This window comes from Streptomyces sp. A2-16, from assembly GCF_018128905.1.
Classification (GTDB): Bacteria; Actinomycetota; Actinomycetes; order Streptomycetales; family Streptomycetaceae; genus Streptomyces.
Genome location: NZ_CP063808.1, coordinates 1,743,143 through 1,764,397 on the forward strand (window position 1 = coordinate 1,743,143; position 21,255 = coordinate 1,764,397).

The following is a 21,255-nucleotide window of genomic DNA, read 5'->3' on the forward strand; positions in this document are numbered from 1 at the left end:
ACTGGGGAGATGAACGCGTCGGACGCCCGGGTCGACCGGTACTGGGAACGGCTGCACGTCTGGGGGCCGTACGGACTGCTCGGCACCAGTGTCGTCCTCGCGGTCGTCTCCGCGGGCATCATGGACGGCCCCGTCGACTGGTACCTCGTCGGGGCCCTGGTCGCCGCCGCGATCGTCCTCCAGCTGTGGTGGCACGGCACCCGGTACCGCCGCGTCAAGCGCGGCCGCAGCCCCTCCCGCGCCGGGACCGCGTACTACGCCGTCCGCTGGGCCATCGCCTTCGCGCTGACCTGGATCAACCCGTTCTTCGCGTTCTACGCCGCGACCGGCTACATGGACGCCGACGAGCTGATCCCAGGCCTGTGGCGGCGACTGGGACTGTTCGCGAGCGCGGTCACCGTGGCGGGCGCGCAGGCCGGCGGGCTGATGCCGGACAGCACGGCCCAGTGGCTGGGGTTCGCCGCACTGCTGGCCGCCAACTTCGGCCTCCAGTCGGTGGTCGCCCACATCACCGAGCAGGAGGAGCAGCGCTCCCGGGAGCGCACCTCGACCATCGAGGCCCTCCAGCAGGCGCTCGACGAGAACGCCGCCCTCCACGCCCAACTCCTCGTCCAGGCACGGGAAGCGGGCGTCGCCGACGAGCGCCGCCGGCTCGCCGCCGAGATCCACGACACCCTCGCCCAGGGCCTGACCGGGATCATCGCCCAGCTCCAGGTCGTCGTGAACACACCCGACGAGGACCAGGCCCGCGCGCATGTCCACCGGGCCATGGACCTCGCCCGCCACAGCCTGGGCGAGGCCCGCCGCTCGGTGCACAACCTCGCCCCGGTCGCCCTGGACGACGCGGGCCTTCCCGAAGCCCTGAAGCAGACGGTCGCCGACTGGGGTGAACGCACCGGCGTACGCGCGGAGTTCACGGTCACCGGCACCGCCGAGCAGCTCCACGACGAGGTCTCCGCGACCCTGCTCAGGATCGCCCAGGAGGCCCTCTCCAACGCCGCCCGGCACGCGCACGCCACCCGCCTCGGCGTCACCCTGAGCTTCCTGACCGACGAGGTCATCCTCGACATCCGAGACGACGGACGCGGCTTCGACCCGCTCGCCCTCCCCGCCCGCACCCGCACCGGCGGCTTCGGCCTCGACGGCATGCGGGCCCGCGCCGAGCGCATCGCGGGCTCCCTCACCGTCGAGTCCGAACCGGGCCACGGCACCGCGCTGTCGGCTCGCGTACCGTTGGTCCGCCATGACCAGTGACATCTCGGTGCTGATCGTCGACGACCATCCCGTGGTACGGGACGGTCTGCGCGGCATGCTCGAGTCCGCGCCCGGATTCGCCGTCCTCGGTGAGGCGGCCAACGGCGTCGAGGCGATCGAGCGGGCCGGCGCCCTCGACCCGGACGTGATCCTGATGGACCTGCGGATGCCGGGCGGGGGCGGGGTGGACGCCATCCGCGAGCTGACCCGCCTCCGGGCCCGGGCGAAGGTCCTCGTGCTGACGACGTACGACACGGACTCCGACACCCTGCCCGCCATCGAGGCGGGAGCGACCGGCTACCTCCTCAAGGACGCCCCGCGCGACGAGCTGTTCACGGCCGTCCGCGCCGCCGCCGAGGGCCGCACGGTCCTCTCCCCGGCGGTGGCCTCCCGCCTGGTCTCCGCCGTCCGCACCCCCAAGGCACCCGCGAACGAGCCCCTCTCCGCCCGTGAGCGCGAGGTGCTCGCCCTGGTCGCCAAGGGCACGTCCAACCGAGAGATCGCCCGCGAGCTGTTCATCAGCGAGGCGACCGTGAAGACCCATCTCACCCACTTGTACGGCAAGTTGGGCGTCAAGGACCGCGCGGCGGCGGTCGCGACGGCGTACGAACGCGGGATCCTCGGCTAGTTCGGATACGGCAACAGCCCCGCCGCCGTCCTCTCCCACGCGCCCTTCAGCTCGGCGAGCAACTCCGGCTCGTCGGGGGCCAGGTCGGCCTGCTCGCGCAGGTCGGCGCCGAGGTCGTAGAGGTGGTCCTGGCCGGCCGCGTCCTGGTAGTACTTCCATTTTCCGCGCCGCAGAGCCCGGTTGGCCCGCACCCGCCAGAACAGGTCCCGTTCCGGCAGCCGTTCGCCACGCAGCAGGTACCCGGCCAGGCTCGTGCCGTCCAGCGGGAAGGCCGGATCGGGTCGCGCACCGGCTACCTCCAGAAAGGTCGCCGTCCAGTCGGGGGAGAGGTTCGGCTCGTGGCTGACCTGGCCGCCGTCGATCCGGTGCGGCCAGCGCACGATCGTCGGCACCCGGATGCCGCCCTCCTGGAGCACGAACTTCTCGCCGCTGAGCGGCCACAGGTACGACCAGCGCTCACCGCCGTTGTCGCTGGCGAAGTACACCAGCGTGTGCTCCTCCTGACCGGAGCGGCGCAGCGCCGTGAGGACCTCGCCGACGGCCGCGTCCAGGCTCTGCACCATCTCCGTGTACTTGGCGACCGAGCCGCCGTCGTAGTGGTTGAGCGCGGCCGACACCTCCGCCTGACTCTTCGCGGCGCGGATCTTCGCGGCGATCTCGGCGCCGGTCTCCTCGTCGCCCTCCGCGAGCCAGGGCCAGTGCGGGGTGGTGAAGTTGAGGTTGAGCAGCCAGGGCGTGTCATGGTCGCGGCTCACGTACTCGACGGCCCGTTCGGTGAGGACCTCCGTGTAGTAGCGCAGGTCCTTGTAGGTGGCGTCGCCCTCGTAGAGGTCGTAGTCGCCGAGCTGTCCCAGCTTGGAGAAGTACTCCAGCACGCCCCCGTGGTTGCCGAAGAACTCGTCCCAGCCGGACTTGGTGGGGCTGTGGTCGGGCAGCCAGCCGCAGTGCCACTTGCCGATCAACGCGGTCGCGTAGCCGGCCTTCTTCAGCAGGGAGGCCAGGGTGGGATGGTTCGGGTCGAGCCCCTGCGTCCGGTCGGCGATCGGCTCGGCGAGCCCGCCCTTCGTACGGCCCGGATAGCGCCCGGTGTACAGGCTGAACCGCGTCGGCGAGCAGGTCGCCGAGCCCGAGTACGCGTCGGTGAACCGCACCCCCTGCCGGGCCAGCCGGTCCAGGTTCGGCGTCCTGATGTGCGGGGCGCCGTACGAGGACAGGTCGGCCCAGCCGAGGTCGTCGCCGAGGATGACCAGGAGGTTGGGCCGTCTGCCGGAGGGGCCCCAGGGCCGGGCCCTGAAGGGACGTTCGGCGGCAGTTTGAACGGCTTCGGCGGCGGTCGGCGTACCGGCGACGGCGGTCACGGCACCGCCGCCGACGAGACCACCGAAGGCACGGCGGGAGATCTCGGGCATGTGATCGAGTCTGGTCAGCCGATCGGTGCACTGGCCAGCGATCACCCGCCCTGTTCACGGGACTGCAATCTCACCCGGCCACCCGCAGCAGCAGCACCGCCCTCGCCGGCACCGTGACCGACGTGCCCGCCCGGTGCACCACCCCCGGTGCCTGTTCCTGCTCCTCCCTCGACGTGTCGACGACCACCTCGTAGCGCTCCGCCCACGGCGGGCCCGGCAGCAGGAAGCTCGTCGGGCGGTCGCCCGCGTGCAGGACGGCGAGGAAGCTGTCGTCGAGGATGGGTGCCCCGCGCTCGTCCCGGCCGGGGATGTCCCGCCCCGACAGATACATGCCGAGGGTGGCGGCGGGGGCGTACCAGTCCCGTTCCGTCATCTCGGTGCCGCGGGCCGTGAACCAGGCCAGGTCGCGCAGCCCGTCCGCCGAGTGCGCCCGCCCCGAGAAGAACGCCCGCCGCCTGAGCACCGGGTGGCGGTGCCTGAGGTCGATCAGCCGGGCGGTGAGGTCGAACAGGGCCTTCCAGCCCGGGTCCTCGAGGAGCCCCCAGTCCACCCAGCTGATCTCGTTGTCCTGGCAGTAGGCGTTGTTGTTGCCGCGCTGGGTGCGGCCCAGTTCGTCGCCCGCGACCAGCATCGGCACGCCCGTCGACAGCAGCAGCGTGGTCAGCAGGTTCCTGAGCTGCCGCCGCCTGAGCGCCCGTACGCGCTCGTCGTCCGTCTCTCCTTCCGTGCCGCAGTTCCACGCCCGGTTGTCGTCGGTGCCGTCCCGGTTGCCCTCGCCGTTGGCCTCGTTGTGCTTCCGCTCGTACGACACCAGGTCCCGCAGGGTGAAGCCGTCGTGCGCGGTGATGAAGTTGACCGAGGCGTACGGCCGCCGCCCGCCCCACGCGTACAGATCGCTGGAGCCCGAGAGCCGGTACCCGAGATCCCGTACGTCCGGCAGCGCGCCCCGCCAGAAGTCCCGTACGGCGTTGCGGTAGCGGTCGTTCCACTCCGTCCACAGGGGCGGGAAGGCGCCCACCTGGTAGCCCCCGGAGCCCACGTCCCACGGCTCGGCGATCAGCTTCACGCGCCTGAGCACCGGGTCCTGCGCGATGACCGCGAGGAACGGGGACAGCATGTCGACGTCGTGCATGGAGCGGGCCAGCGCGGCCGCCAGGTCGAAGCGGAAGCCGTCCACGCCCATCTCCGTCACCCAGTACCGCAGGGAGTCGGTGATGAGGCGCAGGACATGCGGCTGCACCACGTGCAGGGTGTTTCCACAGCCTGTGTAGTCCGCGTACCGCCGGGCGTCCGACTGGAGCCGGTAGTAGCCCCGGTTGTCGATGCCCTTCAGGGACAGCGTGGGGCCCAGCTCGCCCGCCTCCGCGGTGTGGTTGTAGACCACGTCGAGGATGACCTCGATCCCGGCGGCGTGCAGCGCGCGCACCATGCGCTTGAACTCGCCGACCTGCTGACCCGTCGTACCGGAGGCTGCGTAGGCCGCGTGGGGCGCGAAGTAGCCGATGGAGTTGTAGCCCCAGTAGTTCTTCAGGCCGCGCCGCAGCAGATGGTCCTCGTGCGCGAACTGGTGCACGGGGAGCAGCTCGACGGCCGTGACGCCCAGTCTCACCAGGTGCTCGATCGCGGCCGGGTGCGCCAACCCGGCGTAGGTGCCCCGCAGTTCCTCCGGGACGTCCGGGTGCAGGGCCGTGAACCCCCGTACGTGCACTTCGTAGATCACCGAGTCCGCCCACGGCGTCTTGGGCCTGCGGTCCTCCATCCATTCGTCGTCGGTGGCGTCGTCGTGGACGACCACGCCCTTCGGGACGTACGGCGCCGAGTCGCGGTCGTCCCGCACGGTGTCCGCGACCTGCTGCTGGGGCCAGTCGCGGACATGGCCGTACACCTCGGGCGGCAGGCTGAAGTCGCCGTCCACCGCGCGGGCGTACGGGTCGAGGAGCAGCTTCGCCGGGTTCCAGCGGCCGCCGGTCCACGGGTCCCAGCGGCCGTGCACCCGGTAGCCGTAGCGCTGGCCGGGCATGACTCCGGGCACGAACCCGTGCCAGATCTCGTGCGTGAGCTCGGTGAGCCGGGCCCGGGTCTCCTTGCCGTCCGCGTCGAACAGGCACAGCTCGACGGCCTCGGCGCCGCCCGCCCACAGCGCGAAGTTGGTCCCCGCCACCCCGTCCGGGCCGACCCGGAACCGGGCGCCCAGCGGCGTCGGCGCACCGGGCCACACCGGCACGGCCGGCACCCCCCGCCGTACGCCGTTGACCAGCGCGGCGGGGCGCTCCTCGGCGGCTTCCGTCACCGCCTCCTGCTCGGCTGCGCTGGACACCGGTCGGCCTCCCACGGCTCGTGGAGCGAGGTGGAAAAGGGCGCACGGCGTCCCGGCCGCGGCACCCCCTCACGTCGTTCTCCCCACTGTTCTGCCCAGCGCTCGCCTCGCACTCACGGGTTCGCTCCGCCGGGTTGGGCGGGGCGCCCGGGGAAGGTCACGTTTCCCTCCGGTGGGCGCCGTCGTTTAGCCCGCTGTGAGACATGGACATGGGCGCGTTCGGCGCGTCGGGGCCGCTCTGGCCGCCGTACTGACATGGGCAGGACTGCTGGCCGGAGCCGCCGGCTGCACGGCGGACGGGGGTGGCGGGATCGGAGGTGTCGGCGGGTTCGGGAAACCGCCGGCGCCCGAGGACGTCATCCGGGTCGCCCCGGACGACGGCAGCAAGGGTGTGCCGCCCGAGGAGAAACTCCGGGTGCGGGTGCCCAGCGGGCGCCTGGAGTCCGTCACCGTCGTCAAGTCCCAGGACGCGCAGGAGTTCCCGGTGCCCGGGCGCATCTCGGACGACGGCCTGCGCTGGGAACCCGACGAGGCACAGCTGGCGCTGGCCGCCGAGTACACGGTCGACGCGGTCGCGCTCGACGCCCGCGGCCGCCGCTCGGCCCGGCACACCACCTTCACCACCTACGTGCCCGAGGAGCGCTTCATCGGGTACGTCAGCCCCGAGAACCGCTCCACCGTCGGCACCGGGATGATCGTCTCCCTGGAGTTCAACCGGGAGATCGAGGACCGCGCCGCCGTCGAACGCGCCGTGCACGTCACCGCGAAGCCGCCCGTCGAGATCCGCCCGCACTGGTTCGGCGACGGCCGCCTGGACTTCCGCCCCGAGCACTACTGGAGGCCCGGCACCCGGGTCACGGTCGCGCTCAGACTCCGTGACGTGGAAGGCGCGTCCGGTGTCTACGGCCTCCAGCACAAGACCCTCTCCTTCACCGTCGGCCGCAGCCAGGTCTCCCTCGTGGACGCGGCCCGGCACACCATGCAGGTCAGGCGTGACGGGGAACTCCTCGCCACCGTGCCGATCACCGCCGGCGCCCCGAAGACGACCACCTACAACGGCAAGATGGTCGTCACCGAGATGCTCGAAGTGACCCGCATGAACAGCCGCACGGTCGGCTTCGGCGGCGAGTACGACATCCCGGACGTCCCGCACGCCCTGCGCCTGACCGACTCCGGCACCTTCCTGCACGGCAACTACTGGGCGCCCACCGCCCCCGGCAGGGTCAATGTCAGCCACGGCTGTGTGGGCCTCAGGGACGTGAAGGGCGGCAGCTCGGACACGCCCGCGGGCTGGTTCTTCGACCGCAGCCTCGTCGGGGACGTCGTCGAGGTCGTCCACAGCGATGACAAAAAGGTCGCTCCTGACAATGGCCTCGGGGGATGGAATATGGGATGGAAGGAGTGGAAGGCGGGCAGTGCGGTGAAGTAAGGAGACAGGGGGGTGGGGCGTCCCGACGTTCCGTTGAAGTTGGGACGGAACGGTGACCTTGGACTCACACGATGCTCAAAACTCAGCGGTTAATATTCGCCAACGCGTGCGGCGAACGCGCGGGGGAGCGGGCCTGACCTGGCCCTTCGAGGGGAGAAAGACTTGAACGTGCGACCGATATCGGGGGCGTCGGTTGACGCGCGGGGGCGCGGGGCCAAGGGGTTGCTCGCGCTGATACTCGGCGTTCTGCTGCTGGCCGTCACCGCCTGCGGTGGGGGAGGTTCCGGATCCTCCGGTGACGCCAAGGCGGAGAAGGGCGACTCGTCCGCCGCCGAGACCAAGCAGTCCGAGGCGGTCGTCGTCATCACCCCGAAGGACGGGGCGAAGTCCGTCGACACCAGCGGCGTCCTCAAGGTCGGCGCCACCAAGGGCAAGCTGACCGAGGTCCAGGTCAAGGACGCCAAGGGCACCGAGATAACCGGGAAGATAGCCGCCGACGGCGCCTCCTGGACGCCGTCCACCCACCTCGCCGCCGGCACCAAGTACCTGGTGCACGCGATCGCGAAGGACTCCAAGGGCCGTACCGCGGCCGAGGACTCCAGCTTCACCACCCTGACTCCGAAGAACACCTTCATCGGCACCTTCACGCCCGAGGACGGTTCGACGGTCGGCGTCGGAATGCCGTTCTCCATCCGCTTCACCCGGGGCATCACCAGCCCCGCGGACGTCGAGAAGGCCATCACGGTCAGGACCACGCCGGCCGTCGACGTCGAGGGCCACTGGTTCGGCAACGACCGCCTGGACTTCCGCCCCGAGAAGTACTGGAAGGAAGGCACCAAGGTCACCGTCGACCTCAACCTGAACGGGGTCGAGGGCCGCGCCGGCGTCTACGGCAAGCAGAACAAGACCGTCTCCTTCACCATCGGCCGCAACCAGGTCTCCGTCGTGGACGCCAAGAAGCACACGATGAAGGTCACCCAGGACGGCAGGACCGTCAAGACCATCAAGGTCACCACCGGCAAGCCCGGCTACGACACCTGGAACGGCCAGATGGTCATCAGCGAGAAGCTCACGGTGACCCGGATGAACGGCGAAACGGTCGGCTACGGCGGCGAGTACGACATCAAGGACGTCCCGCACGCCGCCCGCCTCACCGACTCCGGCACCTTCATCCACGGCAACTACTGGGGCGGCGACGCCTTCGGCAACTACAACGCCAGCCACGGCTGCGTGGGCCTGCGTGACGTCAAGGGCGGTTACGACAGCGATGTGCCGGCCGCCTGGTTCTTCAACCACTCGCTGATCGGCGACGTGGTCGTGGTCAAGAACTCCGACGACGCGACGGTCGCCCCGGAGAACGGCCTCAACGGCTGGAACATGTCGTGGGAGAAGTGGAAGGCGTGACGCCGCGCTGAGCGACGGCCCCGGTGTGAGGTACTGCACCGGGGCCGTTGTCGTTAGCGGCGGTTAACCTGCCTCCATGACCGTGAATCTCGAAGTCGCCGAAGGTGTCGGCACCATTCGTCTCGACCGCCCGCCCATGAACGCACTGGACGTGGCCACTCAGGACCGGCTGAAGGAGCTCGCCGAGGAGGCGACCCGGCGTGCGGATGTGCGCGCGGTGGTCGTGTACGGCGGGGAGAAGGTGTTCGCGGCGGGTGCGGACATCAAGGAGATGCAGAACATGGACCACACCGCGATGGTCCTGCGCGCCCGCGCCCTCCAGGACTCGTTCACGGCCGTGGCCCGCATCCCCAAGCCGGTCGTCGCGGCCATCACCGGCTACGCGCTGGGCGGCGGCTGCGAACTCGCGCTGTGCGCCGACTTCCGGATCGCCGCGGAGAACGCCAAGCTCGGGCAGCCGGAGATCCTGCTCGGCCTGATCCCCGGCGCGGGCGGCACCCAGCGTCTGGCCCGGCTGGTCGGCCCGTCCAAGGCGAAGGACCTGATCTTCACCGGCCGTATGGTCAAGGCCGACGAGGCGCTCACCCTGGGTCTCGTGGACCGGGTCGTGCCCGCCGACGAGGTGTACAGCCAGGCGCACGCCTGGGCGGCGAAGCTCGCACAGGGACCGGCGATCGCGCTGCGCGCGGCGAAGGAGTCGATCGACACCGGCCTGGAGACCGACATCGAGACGGGCCTCGCGGTGGAACGGAACTGGTTCGCGGGCCTGTTCGCCACGGAGGACCGCGAGCGGGGCATGAAGAGCTTCGTCGAAGAGGGCCCCGGCAAGGCGAAATTCCTCTGAACCACTTGCAATTGACGCGATGTCTGATCCGGGTCCCTCGATGGGGCGGATTATGGGAGCCTTAACGCAACCTTAAGTCTGCCTTGTCGAGGGAGTCCGTCGATTGCCTCCCAATGAGCCTTCGCCGCAGGTCAGAAGGGGTATCGAGGGCACCGAAGTGCCTCGGGCATATGCCGATCGACCCCATCGGAGCGACGCATTCCGGGGGGCGTATTCATCAGGAACGGCCCCGGAGGGAGCCTTGGGCGGCCATGATGGGGGCATGGCGGGGCTGGAGGGTTTCGAACAGCCGCGGGGAGACGGCCGTACGACGGCGGCGCGCTGGTCTCCGGCGGTCGAGGACGAGCACGCACTGAAGGCGCTCGAACTGTTCGGAAATCCCACGGAGGCCGAGGTTCCGTTGCCGTCCCGGCCGGAATCCGCCGCGGCCGCGCGACGCTTGACCCAGGTGATCGTCCTTCGTCACTGGGGGCTCACTCCGAAGATGACCGAGGACGCGGTGTTACTCGTGTCCGAGCTGGTCGGCAACGCGGTACGCCACACCGGGGCCCGGGTGTTCGGACTGCGGATGCGGCGCCGCCGGGGCTGGATCCGGATAGAGGTGCGCGACCCGTCGCGCGGGCTGCCCTGTCTGATGCCGGTGCAGGACATGGACATCAGCGGACGCGGCCTGTTCCTCGTGGACAAGCTGTCCGACCGCTGGGGCGTCGATCTGCTGCCCCGTGGGAAGACGACTTGGTTCGAGATGCGGGTGGCTGACCGGTAAGAGCCGACAAAGCCCCTTAAATGGGGCGGGTGACTACGACCGATCGTCGGGCCGTGCTGCTCGCCACCGCCGGTCTCGCGCTGACCGCCGGATGCGGCACCACCGGGGCACTCGCCCACCCCGCACGCGCCACCGCCAGCTCCCGCCCCGATCTCCTCCCCGCCCAGCTCGCCCACGGCCCCCGCGACCGCCCCCGCCTCGCCCTCACCTTCCACGGCGCCGGCGATCCCGCCACCGCACGCGCCCTCCTCACCGAGGCCGAACGGCACGGCGCGCGCGTCACCGTCCTCGCCGTCGGGACCTGGCTCGACGAACACCCCGGCATGGCCCGCCGCATCCTCGACGGCGGACACGAACTCGGCAACCACACCCTGCGCCACCTCGACATCAACGCGATGTCCGAGGCCGACGCCCGGCAGGAGATCGCCGGCTGCGCACAGCGGCTGCGGCGGCTCACCGGCTCGATCGGAGGCTGGTTCCGGCCCTCCAGGACCCCCCGGGCCTCCCCGCTCGTCGAGCGCCTCGCCCGCGAGACCGGCTACCCGCACGTCCTGTCCTACGACGTCGACTCCCTCGACTTCACCTCGCCCGGCGCCGCGGCCGTCACCCGCACCGTCCTCGGCGAGGCCCGCGCCGGCTCCGTGGTCAGCCTGCACTTCGGCTACGCCGACACGGTCGCCGCCCTCCCCGCCGTACTGGAAGAACTCGACCGCCGCGGCCTGGCCGCCGTGACCACTACGGAGCTGTTCAGCTGATGCACCGCACCCTCGTCAAACAAGCCCTGATCGCAGGCGCCGCGCTCGCCGCCCTCGCCGCCTGCGGCACCGAGCACCACGACCCGTCCGCCTCGGCGCACCGCGGCACCCGGGCCGCCGTCCCGGCCCCGGTGAAGCCGGTGCAGAAGCCGGTCCAGGGGCTGCCCGGGATGCCGCCCGTCCTCGATCCGCGGGACGTGTACGCGGCCGACCGCCCCAATCGGCTGTCACCGGTGGTCAAGGACTTTCCGTCGCGGGTCTACGTGCCCAACACCGAGTCCGACACCGTCTCCGTGATCGACCCGAGGACGTACGAGATCGTCGAGACCCTCCATGTCGGGCGGCAGCCCCAGCACGTCGTGCCCTCCTGGGACATGAAGACCCTCTGGGTCAACAACAACCGCGGGCACACCCTCACCCCGATCGACCCGAGAACCGGGAAGGCGGGCAAACCGGTCGAGGTGCACGACCCGTACAACCTCTACTTCACACCGAACGGCAGGTACGCCGTCGTGATGGCCTCCCTCGACCGTGAGCTGGTCTTCCGCGACCCGCACACCATGGAGCGGAAGAAGACCGTCCCGGTCAGCTGCTACGGCGTCAACCACGCCGACTTCTCCCTCGACGGGAGGTACTTCATCGTGTCCTGCGAGTTCAGCGGCGAGCTGCTCAAGGTCGACACCGAGAAGATGAAGGTGATCGGCCAGCAGAAGCTCCCCTTCGACGGGGCCATGCCGCAGGACGTCAAGGTCTCGCCCGACGGCAAGCGGTTCTACGTCGCGGACATGATGGCCGACGGGATGTGGGTCCTGGACGGCGACACCTTCGGCAGACCGACCCTGCTGCCCACCGGAAAGGGCACCCACGGCCTCTACGTCAGCCGCGACTCCCGCGAGATGTACGTCTCCAACCGCGGCGAAGGGACCGTCTCCGTCTTCGACTTCGCCCAGAACCGGGTCACGAGGAAGTGGCACCTCCCCGACGGCGGCAGCCCCGACATGGGCGGCGTCTCCGCCGACGGCAAGGTGCTGTGGCTGTCCGGCCGCTACAACTCCGAGGTGTACGCCATCGACACCCGCACCGGCGCCCAGCTCGCCCGCATCAAGGTCGGCAGCGGACCGCACGGCCTCGCGGTGTACCCGCAGCCGGGTCGGTACTCACTCGGTCACACCGGCATCTTCCGCTGAACCGCCGGTGACCCGCGGGCCCGCGGCGAGCAGCACCGCCTCCGCGCCCACCGGACCGCACGGGCTCGCGGTGTACCCGCAGCCGGGCCGGTACTCACTCGGTCACACCGGCATCTTCCGCTGAACCGCCGGTGACCCGCGGGCCCGCGGCGAGCAGCACCGCCTCCGCGCCCACCGGACGGTAACCGGCCGCCTGGAACGCCCGCATGCTGCGGGCGTTCCCCGGGGAGACCTGGGCCCACAGCGGCTCCGCGACCAGATGGCGGGCCGCGGTCACCAGCGCCCGCCCGAGCCCCCGGTGCCGCACGTCCTCGTCCACCTCGACCGAGACCTCCAGACGGCCGCCGATCCCGCGCCCCGTCACCAGCACCCCGCCCTCGGCCGTCCAGGCGCGGATGTCGTCGCGGCGCCGGCGGGCGTAGACGATCCGGGGGTGGCTCGCGTCCTCGATCTCCCTCAGGGCGAGCGGCGGTCCGCCCGGGAGCGGTTCGCCGACCAGCATCACGTCGATGGTCTCGGACCTGCGCCCGGTCCGGTCCAGGAGGGCGGAGAGGAACCGCGGGTTCATGGTCGCGGCCAGCGCGTCGCAGTCCAGGCCGCGCAGGGTGGCGTGGACCCACTCGGGGTCCTCGTCGGTGAAGACGACCGAGTGCGCCGTGAAGGACAGCACCCCCGCGTCCCGGTGGCAGGCCTGCGGCACGACCGTCGTGCCGCCGTCCGCGGGCGGGAAGACGCCGCGGGCCGCCGCGTCGAGAATGTCCCGCAAGGTCTCCATCACACCGCTCCTCGCATCCGTACCCGGTGGAAGGCCCACACTCGCAGACATGATCGAGGAGGGCACCGGGGTTTCCCCGGGTGGTCGCCGTACGACGGATCGGAGCGGGCCGCTAATCTGACCTGCGGCAGCAAGCCAGCAGGACACGACAAAGGCAAGAAAAGGGGCGGACCGGTGGCGCACATCGACATCGAGGAAGCACGCAAGCAGTTCGAGCGGATCGATGCGGACGGGGACGGCGCCATCACCGCCGCCGAGTTCAAGTCCGCCCTGGCCCAGGGCGGCGACTGGAACGTCACCGAGTCGGTCGCCGAGGCGATCATCAAGAGCCGCGACCTGAACGGCGACAAGCTCCTGTCCTTCGACGAGTTCTGGACCTTCCTGAACAAGTAGGGCCGAGGGCGAAGGGGGCGCGCGCCGGACTTCGGCGGACGCCCCCTTCCTCATGCCCGGCCCCGGATCCGCACCGCCCAGCGGCCGTCGCGGCGCTCCGACGCCGGCCCCTGTGAGGGGCCCGGCCCCCCGGGCGGCGCTGGTCCGGGCGGTCGCGGACGGCGACGCGGAGGGGGCGGCGACGCGGAGGGGGCGGCGACGTGGAGTGGGTGGCGGCGAGCCTGCGGGCGGAGCCGGAGGGCCCCTTCGCGGGCTAGACGATCTCCAGGGGCAGGTGGGGGCCCTCGGGCAGCACGACCCCCACGGCATCCCCGGGCCGCACCACACCGCCCGCGACCACGACACCCATGATCCCGGACCGGAACTGCGCCCGGCCGTCCTCGCCCCGGCCCACGACCTGCTTCATCAACCCCTTCTGGAACCGGTCGATCTGCGCGCACGGATTCCGCAGCCCGGTCACCTCGACGACGGCCGTCTCCCCGAGCCGCAACCGCGTACCGCGGGGCAGTCCGAGCAGATCGATCCCCCGCGTGGTGACGTTCTCGCCGAGCTCTCCCGCGGCCACTTCGAAACCGGCCTGCCGCACCTCCTCGAACAGCTCCTCGTGCATCAGATGCACCTGGCGGAGGTTCGGCTGCGAGGGGTCCTTCGCCATCCGGAACCGATGCTTGACCGTCGCCCCGCCGTGCACGTCCCCCTCCACCCCGAAACCGGCGAGCAAGGCGATGCTCTCCCGGTTCGGCTTGCTGAACGAGTACGTGCCGTTGCTGCTCACCGCAGTGATCGTCCCACCCATGCCCGAAGCCTAAGGGGCCTGCGGGATCAGGCGTCGGCCGCCCACTCGCGCAGGGCCGCCTTGCTCGCGAAGTCGGCGACGTTCTTGTCCACGGGGTCGTCGGTGTACTGGTGGAAGCGCCACTTGGCCTTGATCCGGGGCTTGCCGGCCGTGACGTAGTCGGCGATCCAGAGGCCGTCACCGGCGTACGACGTGGTGTCCACGTTCAACCAGTAGTGCCGGTTGGTGTAGAGGACGACCCGGTTGTTCGGGCGCAGCTGGCGCACCTTGCGGATGAAGCTGTCCTTCTCCGCGTTGCTCGCGTGGGTGCCGTCGCCGGTGGTCTCCCAGTCGACCGCGAGGATGTCGCCCCCCTTCTCGGGGGCGTGCTTCACGAAGTACTCCGCCTGGGCGGTGAGGTTGCCGGGCCACAGGAAGTGATAGAAGCCGACGACCAGCCCGGCGTCGCGGCCGTGCTTGGTCTGGGCGGAGAGCTTCGGATTGGTGTAGGAACGGCCCTCGGTCGCCTTGATGAAGACGAAGGAGAGGCCCTCCGTGCTGTAGGAGGAGGACTGGTAGGCGCTGACATCGATACCGCGGAGCATGTGGGGGCTCCCTGAAGTGAGAGTGAAGTGACAGTGGGGGGATGGGAGTTGATGATGCCCCACAAGCCCCCCACGGGAACCTCGGCTCCTCCCGGCCACCGCGTCCGGCCGCGCCGCCCACCCCTGCGACCAGCCCGGAGGGGGACCGGTGGAGGCGTTTGCGGCGGACACGCCGCAAGTGTTCCTCATGGTGAGGATGTGCGCTTTCGGCAGGGGCCTCGGACGCCGGGCGCCGGTTCCCGGAGGGTGGCACTGCCGGTGACAGTCTCCGCAGGAATGCCGTCAGGAGGGATCTGGCTGGGCGGCGGCGGGCGGCAGAGGCTGGGACGCATGACTACCGCTGATACCGCCACGACCACCGCGGCCGCGCCGCCGACCAGTGCCCGTATGACAGGCCGCCAGGTCGCCGCCCTGGTGGTGCTGCCGGCGTCGCAGTTCATGATGGCCGCCGACTTCTCGGTGCTGAACGTCGCGCTGCCCGAGGTCGGTACGTCCCTGGGGTTCTCGACGGGGAGCCTGCAGTGGATCACCACGATGTTCGCGCTGTGCGCCGCCGGGTGCACCCTGGTCTTCGGACGGGTCGGTGACTACCTGGGACGCCGACGGATCTTCACCGCCGGGATGGTCGTCCTGGCCGTCTCCTCGCTCGTCGGCGGCCTCGCCGACTCCCCCGCGATGCTGCTGGTCGCCCGTACGCTGCAGGGCCTGGCCACCGCCGCCGTCACGCCCGCCGCACTCGCCCTGCTGACCACCGCTTTCACCGAACCCGGCCTGCGCACCCGGGCGCTGGGCCTCAACAGCGTGATGATGAGCTCCGGCTTCAGTGTCGGCGCGATCCTCGGCGGTGTCCTCACGGACGTGTTCTCCTGGCGCTGGGCCTTCTTCATCAACATCCCCGTGGCCATCGCCGCGATCGTCGTGGTGCCGATCGTCGTCGACGAGAGCCGGGCTGAGCGGCGCAGCCGCATCGACCTGCCCGGTGCGCTGCTGATCACCCTGGGCCTGTTCGCCGGGATCTACGGTGTCACCCGCGTCGGCGAGAAGGGCCTCGACCTGGCCGCGGGCGCCTCGCTGATCGCAGCCGCGGTCCTGCTCGGCGTCTTCTGGGCCGTGGAGAGCCGTACCGCCGACGCCCTCGTCCCGGTGAGGATCCTCAAGAAGCCCGACATCGCCTTCGGCAACCTCGCCGCTCTGTTCATCTTCGGCGGCGAGACCGCGCTGATCTTCTTCACCGGCCTCTACGTCCAGAACGTGCTCGGTCTGTCGTCCCTGGTCGCCGGCCTGGTGCTGCTCGGTATCGGTGTGGGCCAGATCATCGCCGGCACCGTCGGCCCGCGCATCCTCCAGAAGGTCTCCCCGCGCACGATGCTCGGCGTCTCGCTGCTCCTGCAGGGCGCGTTCATGCTGCCGGCAGCGGGTGGCCAACTGCATCGAGGGCACCAAGCTCTTCAGCCATCCGGTCGTCGGCGAGCTGGAGTTGATGTACGAGTCCGCCGACCTCCAGGACGGCAACATCCTGAAGTTTTACCACGCGGAACCCGACTCACCGCACGAGGCGGCGCTGCAGCTCCTGACGGTGGATGTGAACTCCGTGCACCGTCGCTGAGCGCGGCGAGGGAGCGGCGATGCCGCAGTGCAGAGCACACCCCCTCAGCACTCGATGATGTTCACCGCCAGCCCGCCCCGGGCCGTCTCCTTGTACTTCACGGATATGTCGGCGGCTATTGATCATGCTCTTGAACTGCATATTTGTCGTGGGCAGGCTCGTCCTGAGTCGCGCCGGGGACTTCTCGGGGACTTCTTGCCGAGGGCTGCCTGTGAAGTATCCGATGGCACGTCAGGTGCTTGGGGGAGTCGGGTCCTTAGTGTTCTTGCAGGCGTCGATCGCTTCGCCGGGTCCCCGCACTCGTAATGCGTAGGTCTCGGGTTCGAATCCCGAAGGCGGCTCTTTTTGAACCCCAGGCCAGGCCTCTGACCTGGGGTTTCTTGTTTTAGGTGACCTTGGAATGCGGGCTAACCGGGCACCTGTGGGTCTACGCATCGCAATGCTTAGCTCGGAGATCGACTGGTAGTGGGCGTTTCAGTTCACAGGCTGTGACCTGGCTTTTCGTTCAGTGCTGCCGGTGAGCTCGGACCTGTCGGGTTCGTTGCGGTGGCCATGTGGTGGCCAAGCGTGCAGGGATCGTGCAACGGCTTCCCCAGCCGCTGCGAGGTTACAGGCGTGCTTGGGGTCGCACGGTTGTGCTATCCGGACAATCCCACGATCAATGCGCTGCACCTGGGGCACGGGTACGGCGACGCAGACCCCGTCGTACACGGACGCGGCCGGCACGAACGCGGGCAACACGGTCAGCCGCGCCACGAAGACGACCGGCCTCATCGCCACCGGCTTCACCCTCTCCGGCGGCGGCAAGCTGTGCGTCGAGGAGACCGGTTCGGGCGCGAAGGTCGACGTCGACACGTGCAGTACGTCGGCGGCGGCCCAGAAGTGGGCGATCGGCACCGACGGCACGGTCAAGGCGGGCGGCTTCTGCCTGGACACCGCGGGCAACGCGACCGCGTCCGGCACCGGCGTGGTGGCCGACACCTGCTCCACCGACGCCACCCAGAAGTGGCGCGTGACCTCGACCGGAACGCTGGTCAACGCGGCCAAGGCCACCCTGTGCCTGACCGACCCGAGCGCGAGCGCCACCAAGGGCACCCAGCTGACCCTGACCACGTGCGGCGGCAAGGGCCAGACATGGTCGACGATCACGTCGGGCGCGTTGCCGGTGGGTCAGACGCAGACGTTCACGTACGACGCGGAGGGCCGCACGGCCACGGTCTCGACCCCCTCCGGCACCATGGCCCGCACGAGCAAGTACCTGTACGACGCCGACGGCAACCTGCTGGAGCAGACGGCGTCGGCGGGCGGCACCGACAAGACGCGGATCCTGTACCTCTTCGGCGGCGCGGAGCAGCTGACGCTGGACGTGACCGCGAAGACGTGCACGGCGCTGCGCTACTACTCGGGCCCCGACGGCACGCGGGTGACCCGCTCCAGCTCGGGTGACGTCTGGTACCAGGTCGCCAACTCCCAGGGCACGGCGACGACTTCGGTGGCCGCGGACGACCTGGCGGTCACCCGCCGCTACTACGACCCGTACGGGAACCCGCGCGGCTCGAAGCCGTCTGGGTGGGTGTCGGCGGACGAGAACCACGGCTTCCTGGGCAAGCCGGCGGACTCGGTGACGGGGCTGGACCTGCTGGGGGCGCGGAACTACGATCCGGCACTGGGCCGCTTCGTGACCCCGGACCCGCTCTTCCAGGCGGGCGACCCGAACCAGATGGGCGGGTACACGTACGCGGCGGACAATCCGGCGAGCAGTTCGGACCCGACCGGGTTCGACGACTGGTACAACTACCCCGGCCAGAACCCGTGCGTCATCGACTGCAACACGCCGACGCCGTCGCCGTCCCCTGCACCTGCGCCCACCGGCACCTCCAGCGGTAGCAGCAGTTCGCCGTCCTCGACCGTCCCGGCGGCCCAGGAACTGCCGCACGCCAACCCGAACGAGAAGATCGACCCGCACGGGTTCACGGCGGTGCTCGACTCGATCCTGATGCTGCCGTACGACTTCGCCAACTGCACGTTCTGGCTGAGCGGCAGCTCCGGTCACCAGGAGTCCTGCGACGCCGCCGGCGGTGCCTATTCCGGCGGCGTCGGGGGTGGCGGAGCCGCCGGAGCCGTGGAAGGCGGTGTCGAGGGCGACGTCGCGGGCTCGTTGGAGGGCGCGGGCGTGCGGGCCGCGGAGGGGGACGCGGCGGCGGCCGCCGGTGCGGGCGCGAAGGCGGTCGACGACGCGGCGGCCGACATGGCGGACCTCGTGGCCATGAAGCGGGCGAACGCGCAGGCACGGGCGGAGGAGGCGGACGCGGGGGCGGCGAAGCCGAGTGCCCCACAGACGGGAGCCTCGGGAACGAAGCCGTCCGCACGGGACTCCCGTGCACCCGTGCGCAAGGGCAATACCGGCTCGAAAGCGTCGTCGGCGGCGATCGTCAGCAAGAGCCGCCTGCCGCGTGGCACGAGCATTGAGGACGGACTCGCCGGGGCCCGGAACATGCGTGACCGGGTGGCGGATCGCGAACTCTTCCCGAACGGAGACGGCGTGGTGGCGAGCGCCGCACTCGCCAAGAAGACCTGGACCGCGGGCTACAACGCGGAAACCGGTGAGATAGCCGTCGCCTCGTCCGGCTGCGGCTACTGCGCGGAGGGCAATGTCATCAACGCCCTTGGCGGTGACGCGAATCGCGTGATGCTCACCAGGGCTCTCTTCTGGGACAGAGAAGAGGAGATCTGGGACGAGATGCCCATCTGTCAGGTCTGCCAGACGTACCTGACTCCGGAGGACGTCGAACCGGGCGCCTGGTACATGCACCCCGGCGAGTGGGACAACAGATGACGCGTCTGTACGGTGTCCAGGAGCAGCGGGAGAAGGCGCTAGGGGTGCAGGCATGACTGTCAGGCCGTCGTTGATCCAGGCGGAGCGTGTGGACTGGGCCTCCTTGCGCTGCGGATGCGGCAAAACGGGCGCGCACATTCCCGAGACCTTCGCTGGTCTGCTTATGGCGGATACGCCGCAGGAGATGGCGGCCGCTTCCCTGGAGGGGCATGTCTACATTCAGTCGCTCCTTTTCGAGGTCGCGGTACCGGTGACGTCCATGATCGTGGCGGCGCTGAACGAGGAGACGTCCGAGGCGGTGCATGTCCGTCTGCTCGACGAGCTGATCTCGTGCATCGGGGGTGAGTCCCATTGGACGGAGGTCGAGGCGGGTGCGCCCGAGCTAGAGATCGACTGCCAGATCGCGGCTCGCGAGGGTATCTGGACGCTCTACCAGGAATACGCGACAGGTCGTGCGTCGATGGCCCGGATGATCCTCGACGCGGTGGACCCTGATCGCGAACGGTTCGAGTACTTCGACGCCAAGTTGATCGACCGGGTCAGGAAGCGGGCGAAGCGGCGCTGAAGTGCTTGTACAGGCGGCTGAGGACTTCGATGCGTGCTGCCGGCAGATAGCAGATAGGGGATCGGGTGCGGGAAGTTGAATGAGGTTCCCGACGAGGTTCCTGACGACGACCTCGATTTCGACGAGGATCTGACCTACACGTACCGGGGCGAGCTGTTCACGGGGATCGGATACGAGGAGTCGGACGGTCGGCGGATCTCCGAGATCCGCTACGTGAACGGCAGGCAGGAGGGCGTCGCCCGCGACTGGCATGCGGACGGGAGCCTTTCCGAGGAGACCACGTACCGTCAGAACGTCCCGCACGGCAGGCGCGTTTGCCATGACACCGCGGGGCATGTGCTGATCGAGGAGGAGTACGAGTACGGAATCCTGCTGTCCAGGGTCGAGCGCGACGCCGACGGGAAAGTGACGGGCTCCACCGAACTGAAGCCCACGGATCCGCTGTGGAAGACCCTGGCCGGCTTCAGGGAGCGATTCAATTGGTGATGCCGCGGAATGAAATGGTGATCCGTTGGCGACCAGGGGGATCCGTGGCGCTCAGGAGAGTGGGGTTCTGGACGCGATCGTGCGGTGTCTGGCGGAGGGCGAGCCCCTTGTCGCGACCGGCTCCGGGGATGATGATCTGGTCGATCCGGACATCAGGCAGATCTGCCAGTACTGGATCGGCACCGACAGGGTGTTGGTGCCTCCGGGCAGTTCATGCCGGAGGAGTGGGGCGGGGCTCCCAGCCTCTCGGGTCCTTCCCAGCCTGAGACATGAGGTGTCGACTTGGCGGATCATCCGAGCTTCGGCGTGCTGCTGACCCGGCTGGTGTATCACCGCCGCACGGATGTCGCGCGGCTGGCCTCGGCGTCCGGTGTTCCGGAGGCCGAACTCCGCGCGAATCGACTGGCAGTGGGCGTTTCGGTTCACAGGGCTGTGAACTGGCCTTTTGCTTTGTGTTGCCGGCCAGCCAGGGCCCTGCGCGTTCGGTGTGGTGGCCATCTGGCGGCCAAGCGGGCAGCGATTGTGCAAATGGGCCCCGGCCTGCCGTGCGTCACAGACGCGCTTGGGGCCGCAGGGTTGTGCCATCCGGACAATCCCACGATCAACGCGCCTTTATGGCCCGGTGGTCTGTGCCCGCTATGGAGGAACCCGCCTGGCCTGAACCGCTGCGCATGGGCCTGCATTTCTGCGTCGAAACTGAGGGCTTCGAGCTGTGGAGGCGGCCCGTAGGTGTTCGGACCCAACAGCTGGCGTTTGGGTGACTTCCAGGGGCGGCGGGCACCTTCGGGATGGCGATGGCGTGGCCGGATGATGCCGCGGTGTGAGGCGGCGGCGGTCAGTGCAGTGGTGAGTTCCTGGCCGTCGAGGTCGTTGAGGTTGAGCAGGCGGCAGAGGTCGCCGTAGTCGCGGTCGCGGGTGTTGAGGTCGCCGAGTGAGACTGCGGTGGAGAGTTTTTCGGCGATGACGGTGGCGTGTGGGTAGCCGAGAATCTGGAAGCTGTCCGCCATGAGCTGCTGCGGGAAGTCGATGGTCCGGGGGTGACAGGGTCGTCGAAGCTGACGTTCAGTTGGAGCTGAGTCGTGCTTTCGATACATCCTGACGGCGGTCGGCGCTCAGGGCGGATCGGAACAGTGATCGAGGAAGTCTCGAACCCCCAGGTCAGGCTTCCGTCTCGTGAGATTTCCTGGGGACTTTTCGGGGACTTTCAAGCCTGTCCCAGGG

Annotated in this window: 19 protein-coding genes and 1 pseudogene; 14 read left to right on the forward strand and 6 right to left on the reverse strand. The window is 69.7% G+C overall.

The window, feature by feature from the left end; translation table 11 throughout:
- The first annotated feature begins 9 nt into the window (after positions 1-9).
- Entirely contained in the window at positions 10-1,254 is a 1,245-nt protein-coding gene (locus IOD14_RS08105; RefSeq protein ID WP_123991736.1) for a sensor histidine kinase, read from the forward strand.
- Entirely contained in the window at positions 1,244-1,882 is a 639-nt protein-coding gene (locus IOD14_RS08110) for a response regulator transcription factor (protein ID WP_123991737.1), read from the forward strand. The genes IOD14_RS08105 and IOD14_RS08110 overlap by 11 nt, the downstream gene beginning before the upstream one ends.
- Here the strand turns inward: IOD14_RS08110 and IOD14_RS08115 are convergent.
- Together IOD14_RS08115 and glgX are read right to left on the reverse strand one after the other, a co-directional pair.
- The gene (locus IOD14_RS08115) at positions 1,879-3,291 is read right to left on the reverse strand and encodes a sulfatase-like hydrolase/transferase (RefSeq protein WP_212669954.1); all 1,413 of its coding nucleotides are present in this window, start codon (positions 3,289-3,291) and stop codon (positions 1,879-1,881) included. The two genes, IOD14_RS08110 and IOD14_RS08115, sit on opposite strands and share 4 nt — an antisense overlap.
- 70 nt (positions 3,292-3,361) lie before the next feature.
- Positions 3,362-5,608, reverse strand: a complete 2,247-nt coding sequence (gene glgX / locus IOD14_RS08120) for a glycogen debranching protein GlgX (protein WP_212669955.1) — start codon at positions 5,606-5,608, stop codon at positions 3,362-3,364.
- 196 nt (positions 5,609-5,804) lie between these two features.
- On the opposite strand from glgX, the gene IOD14_RS08125 reads away from it, so the two are divergent.
- The 6 genes from IOD14_RS08125 (at position 5,805) to IOD14_RS08150 (ending at position 11,993) form a co-directional block, all read left to right on the forward strand.
- Positions 5,805-7,037 carry an Ig-like domain-containing protein gene (locus IOD14_RS08125; protein WP_212669956.1) on the forward strand — a complete coding sequence of 411 codons (1,233 nt, stop codon included), beginning with the start codon at positions 5,805-5,807 and terminating at the stop codon, positions 7,035-7,037.
- 162 nt (positions 7,038-7,199) lie between these two features.
- Entirely contained in the window at positions 7,200-8,441 is a 1,242-nt protein-coding gene (locus IOD14_RS08130) for an Ig-like domain-containing protein (protein ID WP_212669957.1), read from the forward strand.
- A gap of 76 nt (positions 8,442-8,517) precedes the next feature.
- Positions 8,518-9,285 carry an enoyl-CoA hydratase-related protein gene (locus tag IOD14_RS08135; RefSeq protein ID WP_123991741.1) on the forward strand — a complete coding sequence of 256 codons (768 nt, stop codon included), beginning with the start codon at positions 8,518-8,520 and terminating at the stop codon, positions 9,283-9,285.
- Between the two features lie 262 nt (positions 9,286-9,547).
- Positions 9,548-10,051 (forward strand): ATP-binding protein, encoded by a 504-nt coding sequence (locus IOD14_RS08140; RefSeq protein ID WP_174269243.1) that lies wholly within the window; start codon positions 9,548-9,550, stop codon positions 10,049-10,051.
- A 20-nt stretch (positions 10,052-10,071) separates the two neighbouring features.
- A complete protein-coding gene (locus IOD14_RS08145; protein WP_123991743.1) occupies positions 10,072-10,806 on the forward strand; it encodes a polysaccharide deacetylase family protein in 735 nt (244 codons plus the stop codon).
- Positions 10,806-11,993 carry a YncE family protein gene (locus tag IOD14_RS08150; protein ID WP_212669958.1) on the forward strand — a complete coding sequence of 396 codons (1,188 nt, stop codon included), beginning with the start codon at positions 10,806-10,808 and terminating at the stop codon, positions 11,991-11,993. Before IOD14_RS08145 ends, IOD14_RS08150 begins: the two co-directional genes overlap by 1 nt.
- 94 nt (positions 11,994-12,087) lie before the next feature.
- Here the strand turns inward: IOD14_RS08150 and IOD14_RS08155 are convergent, their stop codons facing one another.
- Complete coding sequence (locus IOD14_RS08155; RefSeq protein ID WP_123991745.1) at positions 12,088-12,768, reverse strand: GNAT family N-acetyltransferase; 681 nt, start codon at positions 12,766-12,768, stop codon at positions 12,088-12,090.
- A 174-nt stretch (positions 12,769-12,942) separates the two neighbouring features.
- On the opposite strand from IOD14_RS08155, the gene IOD14_RS08160 reads away from it, so the two are divergent.
- A complete protein-coding gene (locus IOD14_RS08160) occupies positions 12,943-13,161 on the forward strand; it encodes an EF-hand domain-containing protein (RefSeq protein ID WP_123991746.1) in 219 nt (72 codons plus the stop codon).
- Positions 13,162-13,414: 253 nt separating this feature from the next.
- Here IOD14_RS08160 and IOD14_RS08165 read toward each other — a convergent pair whose 3' ends face one another.
- Both IOD14_RS08165 and IOD14_RS08170 read right to left on the reverse strand, forming a co-directional pair.
- Complete coding sequence (locus IOD14_RS08165) at positions 13,415-13,957, reverse strand: MOSC domain-containing protein (protein WP_123991747.1); 543 nt, start codon at positions 13,955-13,957, stop codon at positions 13,415-13,417.
- Positions 13,958-13,983: 26 nt separating this feature from the next.
- Positions 13,984-14,541 (reverse strand): glycoside hydrolase family 25 protein, encoded by a 558-nt coding sequence (locus IOD14_RS08170; RefSeq protein ID WP_123991748.1) that lies wholly within the window; start codon positions 14,539-14,541, stop codon positions 13,984-13,986.
- 330 nt (positions 14,542-14,871) lie between these two features.
- Here IOD14_RS08170 and IOD14_RS08175 point away from each other — a divergent pair.
- From IOD14_RS08175 to IOD14_RS08195, 5 genes and pseudogenes are all read left to right on the forward strand, one after another.
- Positions 14,872-15,891, forward strand: a pseudogene (locus IOD14_RS08175) (MFS transporter); the annotation flags it as partial.
- 67 nt (positions 15,892-15,958) lie between these two features.
- Positions 15,959-16,147: a hypothetical protein gene (locus IOD14_RS08180; RefSeq protein WP_249126254.1), complete on the forward strand. Its 189-nt coding sequence runs from the start codon at positions 15,959-15,961 to the stop codon at positions 16,145-16,147.
- Between the two features lie 661 nt (positions 16,148-16,808).
- Positions 16,809-18,983, forward strand: a complete 2,175-nt coding sequence (locus IOD14_RS08185) for a ricin-type beta-trefoil lectin domain protein (protein ID WP_212669959.1) — start codon at positions 16,809-16,811, stop codon at positions 18,981-18,983.
- 52 nt (positions 18,984-19,035) lie between these two features.
- A complete protein-coding gene (locus tag IOD14_RS08190) occupies positions 19,036-19,548 on the forward strand; it encodes a hypothetical protein (protein ID WP_212669960.1) in 513 nt (170 codons plus the stop codon).
- A 75-nt stretch (positions 19,549-19,623) separates the two neighbouring features.
- The gene (locus IOD14_RS08195) at positions 19,624-20,034 is read left to right on the forward strand and encodes a hypothetical protein (protein ID WP_212669961.1); all 411 of its coding nucleotides are present in this window, start codon (positions 19,624-19,626) and stop codon (positions 20,032-20,034) included.
- A gap of 422 nt (positions 20,035-20,456) precedes the next feature.
- Here IOD14_RS08195 and IOD14_RS08200 read toward each other — a convergent pair whose 3' ends face one another.
- Positions 20,457-21,041, reverse strand: coding sequence for a nucleotidyl transferase AbiEii/AbiGii toxin family protein (locus tag IOD14_RS08200; protein ID WP_212669962.1), 585 nt, complete (start codon positions 21,039-21,041; stop codon positions 20,457-20,459).
- Positions 21,042-21,255: the final 214 nt, after the last annotated feature.

What these genes read in the sequence shown, in the direction of transcription:
- IOD14_RS08185 (WP_212669959.1), top strand. Translation starts at nt 16,809, where the DNA reads ATGCGCTGCACCTGGGGCACGGGTACGGCGACGCAGACCCCGTCGTAC.
- IOD14_RS08200 (WP_212669962.1), bottom strand. Translation starts at nt 21,041, where the DNA reads ATGGCGGACAGCTTCCAGATTCTCGGCTACCCACACGCCACCGTCATC.
- IOD14_RS08105 (WP_123991736.1), top strand. Translation starts at nt 10, where the DNA reads ATGAACGCGTCGGACGCCCGGGTCGACCGGTACTGGGAACGGCTGCAC.
- IOD14_RS08165 (WP_123991747.1), bottom strand. Translation starts at nt 13,957, where the DNA reads ATGGGTGGGACGATCACTGCGGTGAGCAGCAACGGCACGTACTCGTTC.
- IOD14_RS08170 (WP_123991748.1), bottom strand. Translation starts at nt 14,541, where the DNA reads ATGCTCCGCGGTATCGATGTCAGCGCCTACCAGTCCTCCTCCTACAGC.
- IOD14_RS08140 (WP_174269243.1), top strand. Translation starts at nt 9,548, where the DNA reads ATGGCGGGGCTGGAGGGTTTCGAACAGCCGCGGGGAGACGGCCGTACG.
- IOD14_RS08150 (WP_212669958.1), top strand. Translation starts at nt 10,806, where the DNA reads ATGCACCGCACCCTCGTCAAACAAGCCCTGATCGCAGGCGCCGCGCTC.
- IOD14_RS08155 (WP_123991745.1), bottom strand. Translation starts at nt 12,768, where the DNA reads ATGGAGACCTTGCGGGACATTCTCGACGCGGCGGCCCGCGGCGTCTTC.
- IOD14_RS08110 (WP_123991737.1), top strand. Translation starts at nt 1,244, where the DNA reads ATGACCAGTGACATCTCGGTGCTGATCGTCGACGACCATCCCGTGGTA.
- IOD14_RS08115 (WP_212669954.1), bottom strand. Translation starts at nt 3,291, where the DNA reads ATGCCCGAGATCTCCCGCCGTGCCTTCGGTGGTCTCGTCGGCGGCGGT.
- IOD14_RS08145 (WP_123991743.1), top strand. Translation starts at nt 10,072, where the DNA reads ATGGGGCGGGTGACTACGACCGATCGTCGGGCCGTGCTGCTCGCCACC.
- IOD14_RS08135 (WP_123991741.1), top strand. Translation starts at nt 8,518, where the DNA reads ATGACCGTGAATCTCGAAGTCGCCGAAGGTGTCGGCACCATTCGTCTC.
- IOD14_RS08190 (WP_212669960.1), top strand. Translation starts at nt 19,036, where the DNA reads ATGACTGTCAGGCCGTCGTTGATCCAGGCGGAGCGTGTGGACTGGGCC.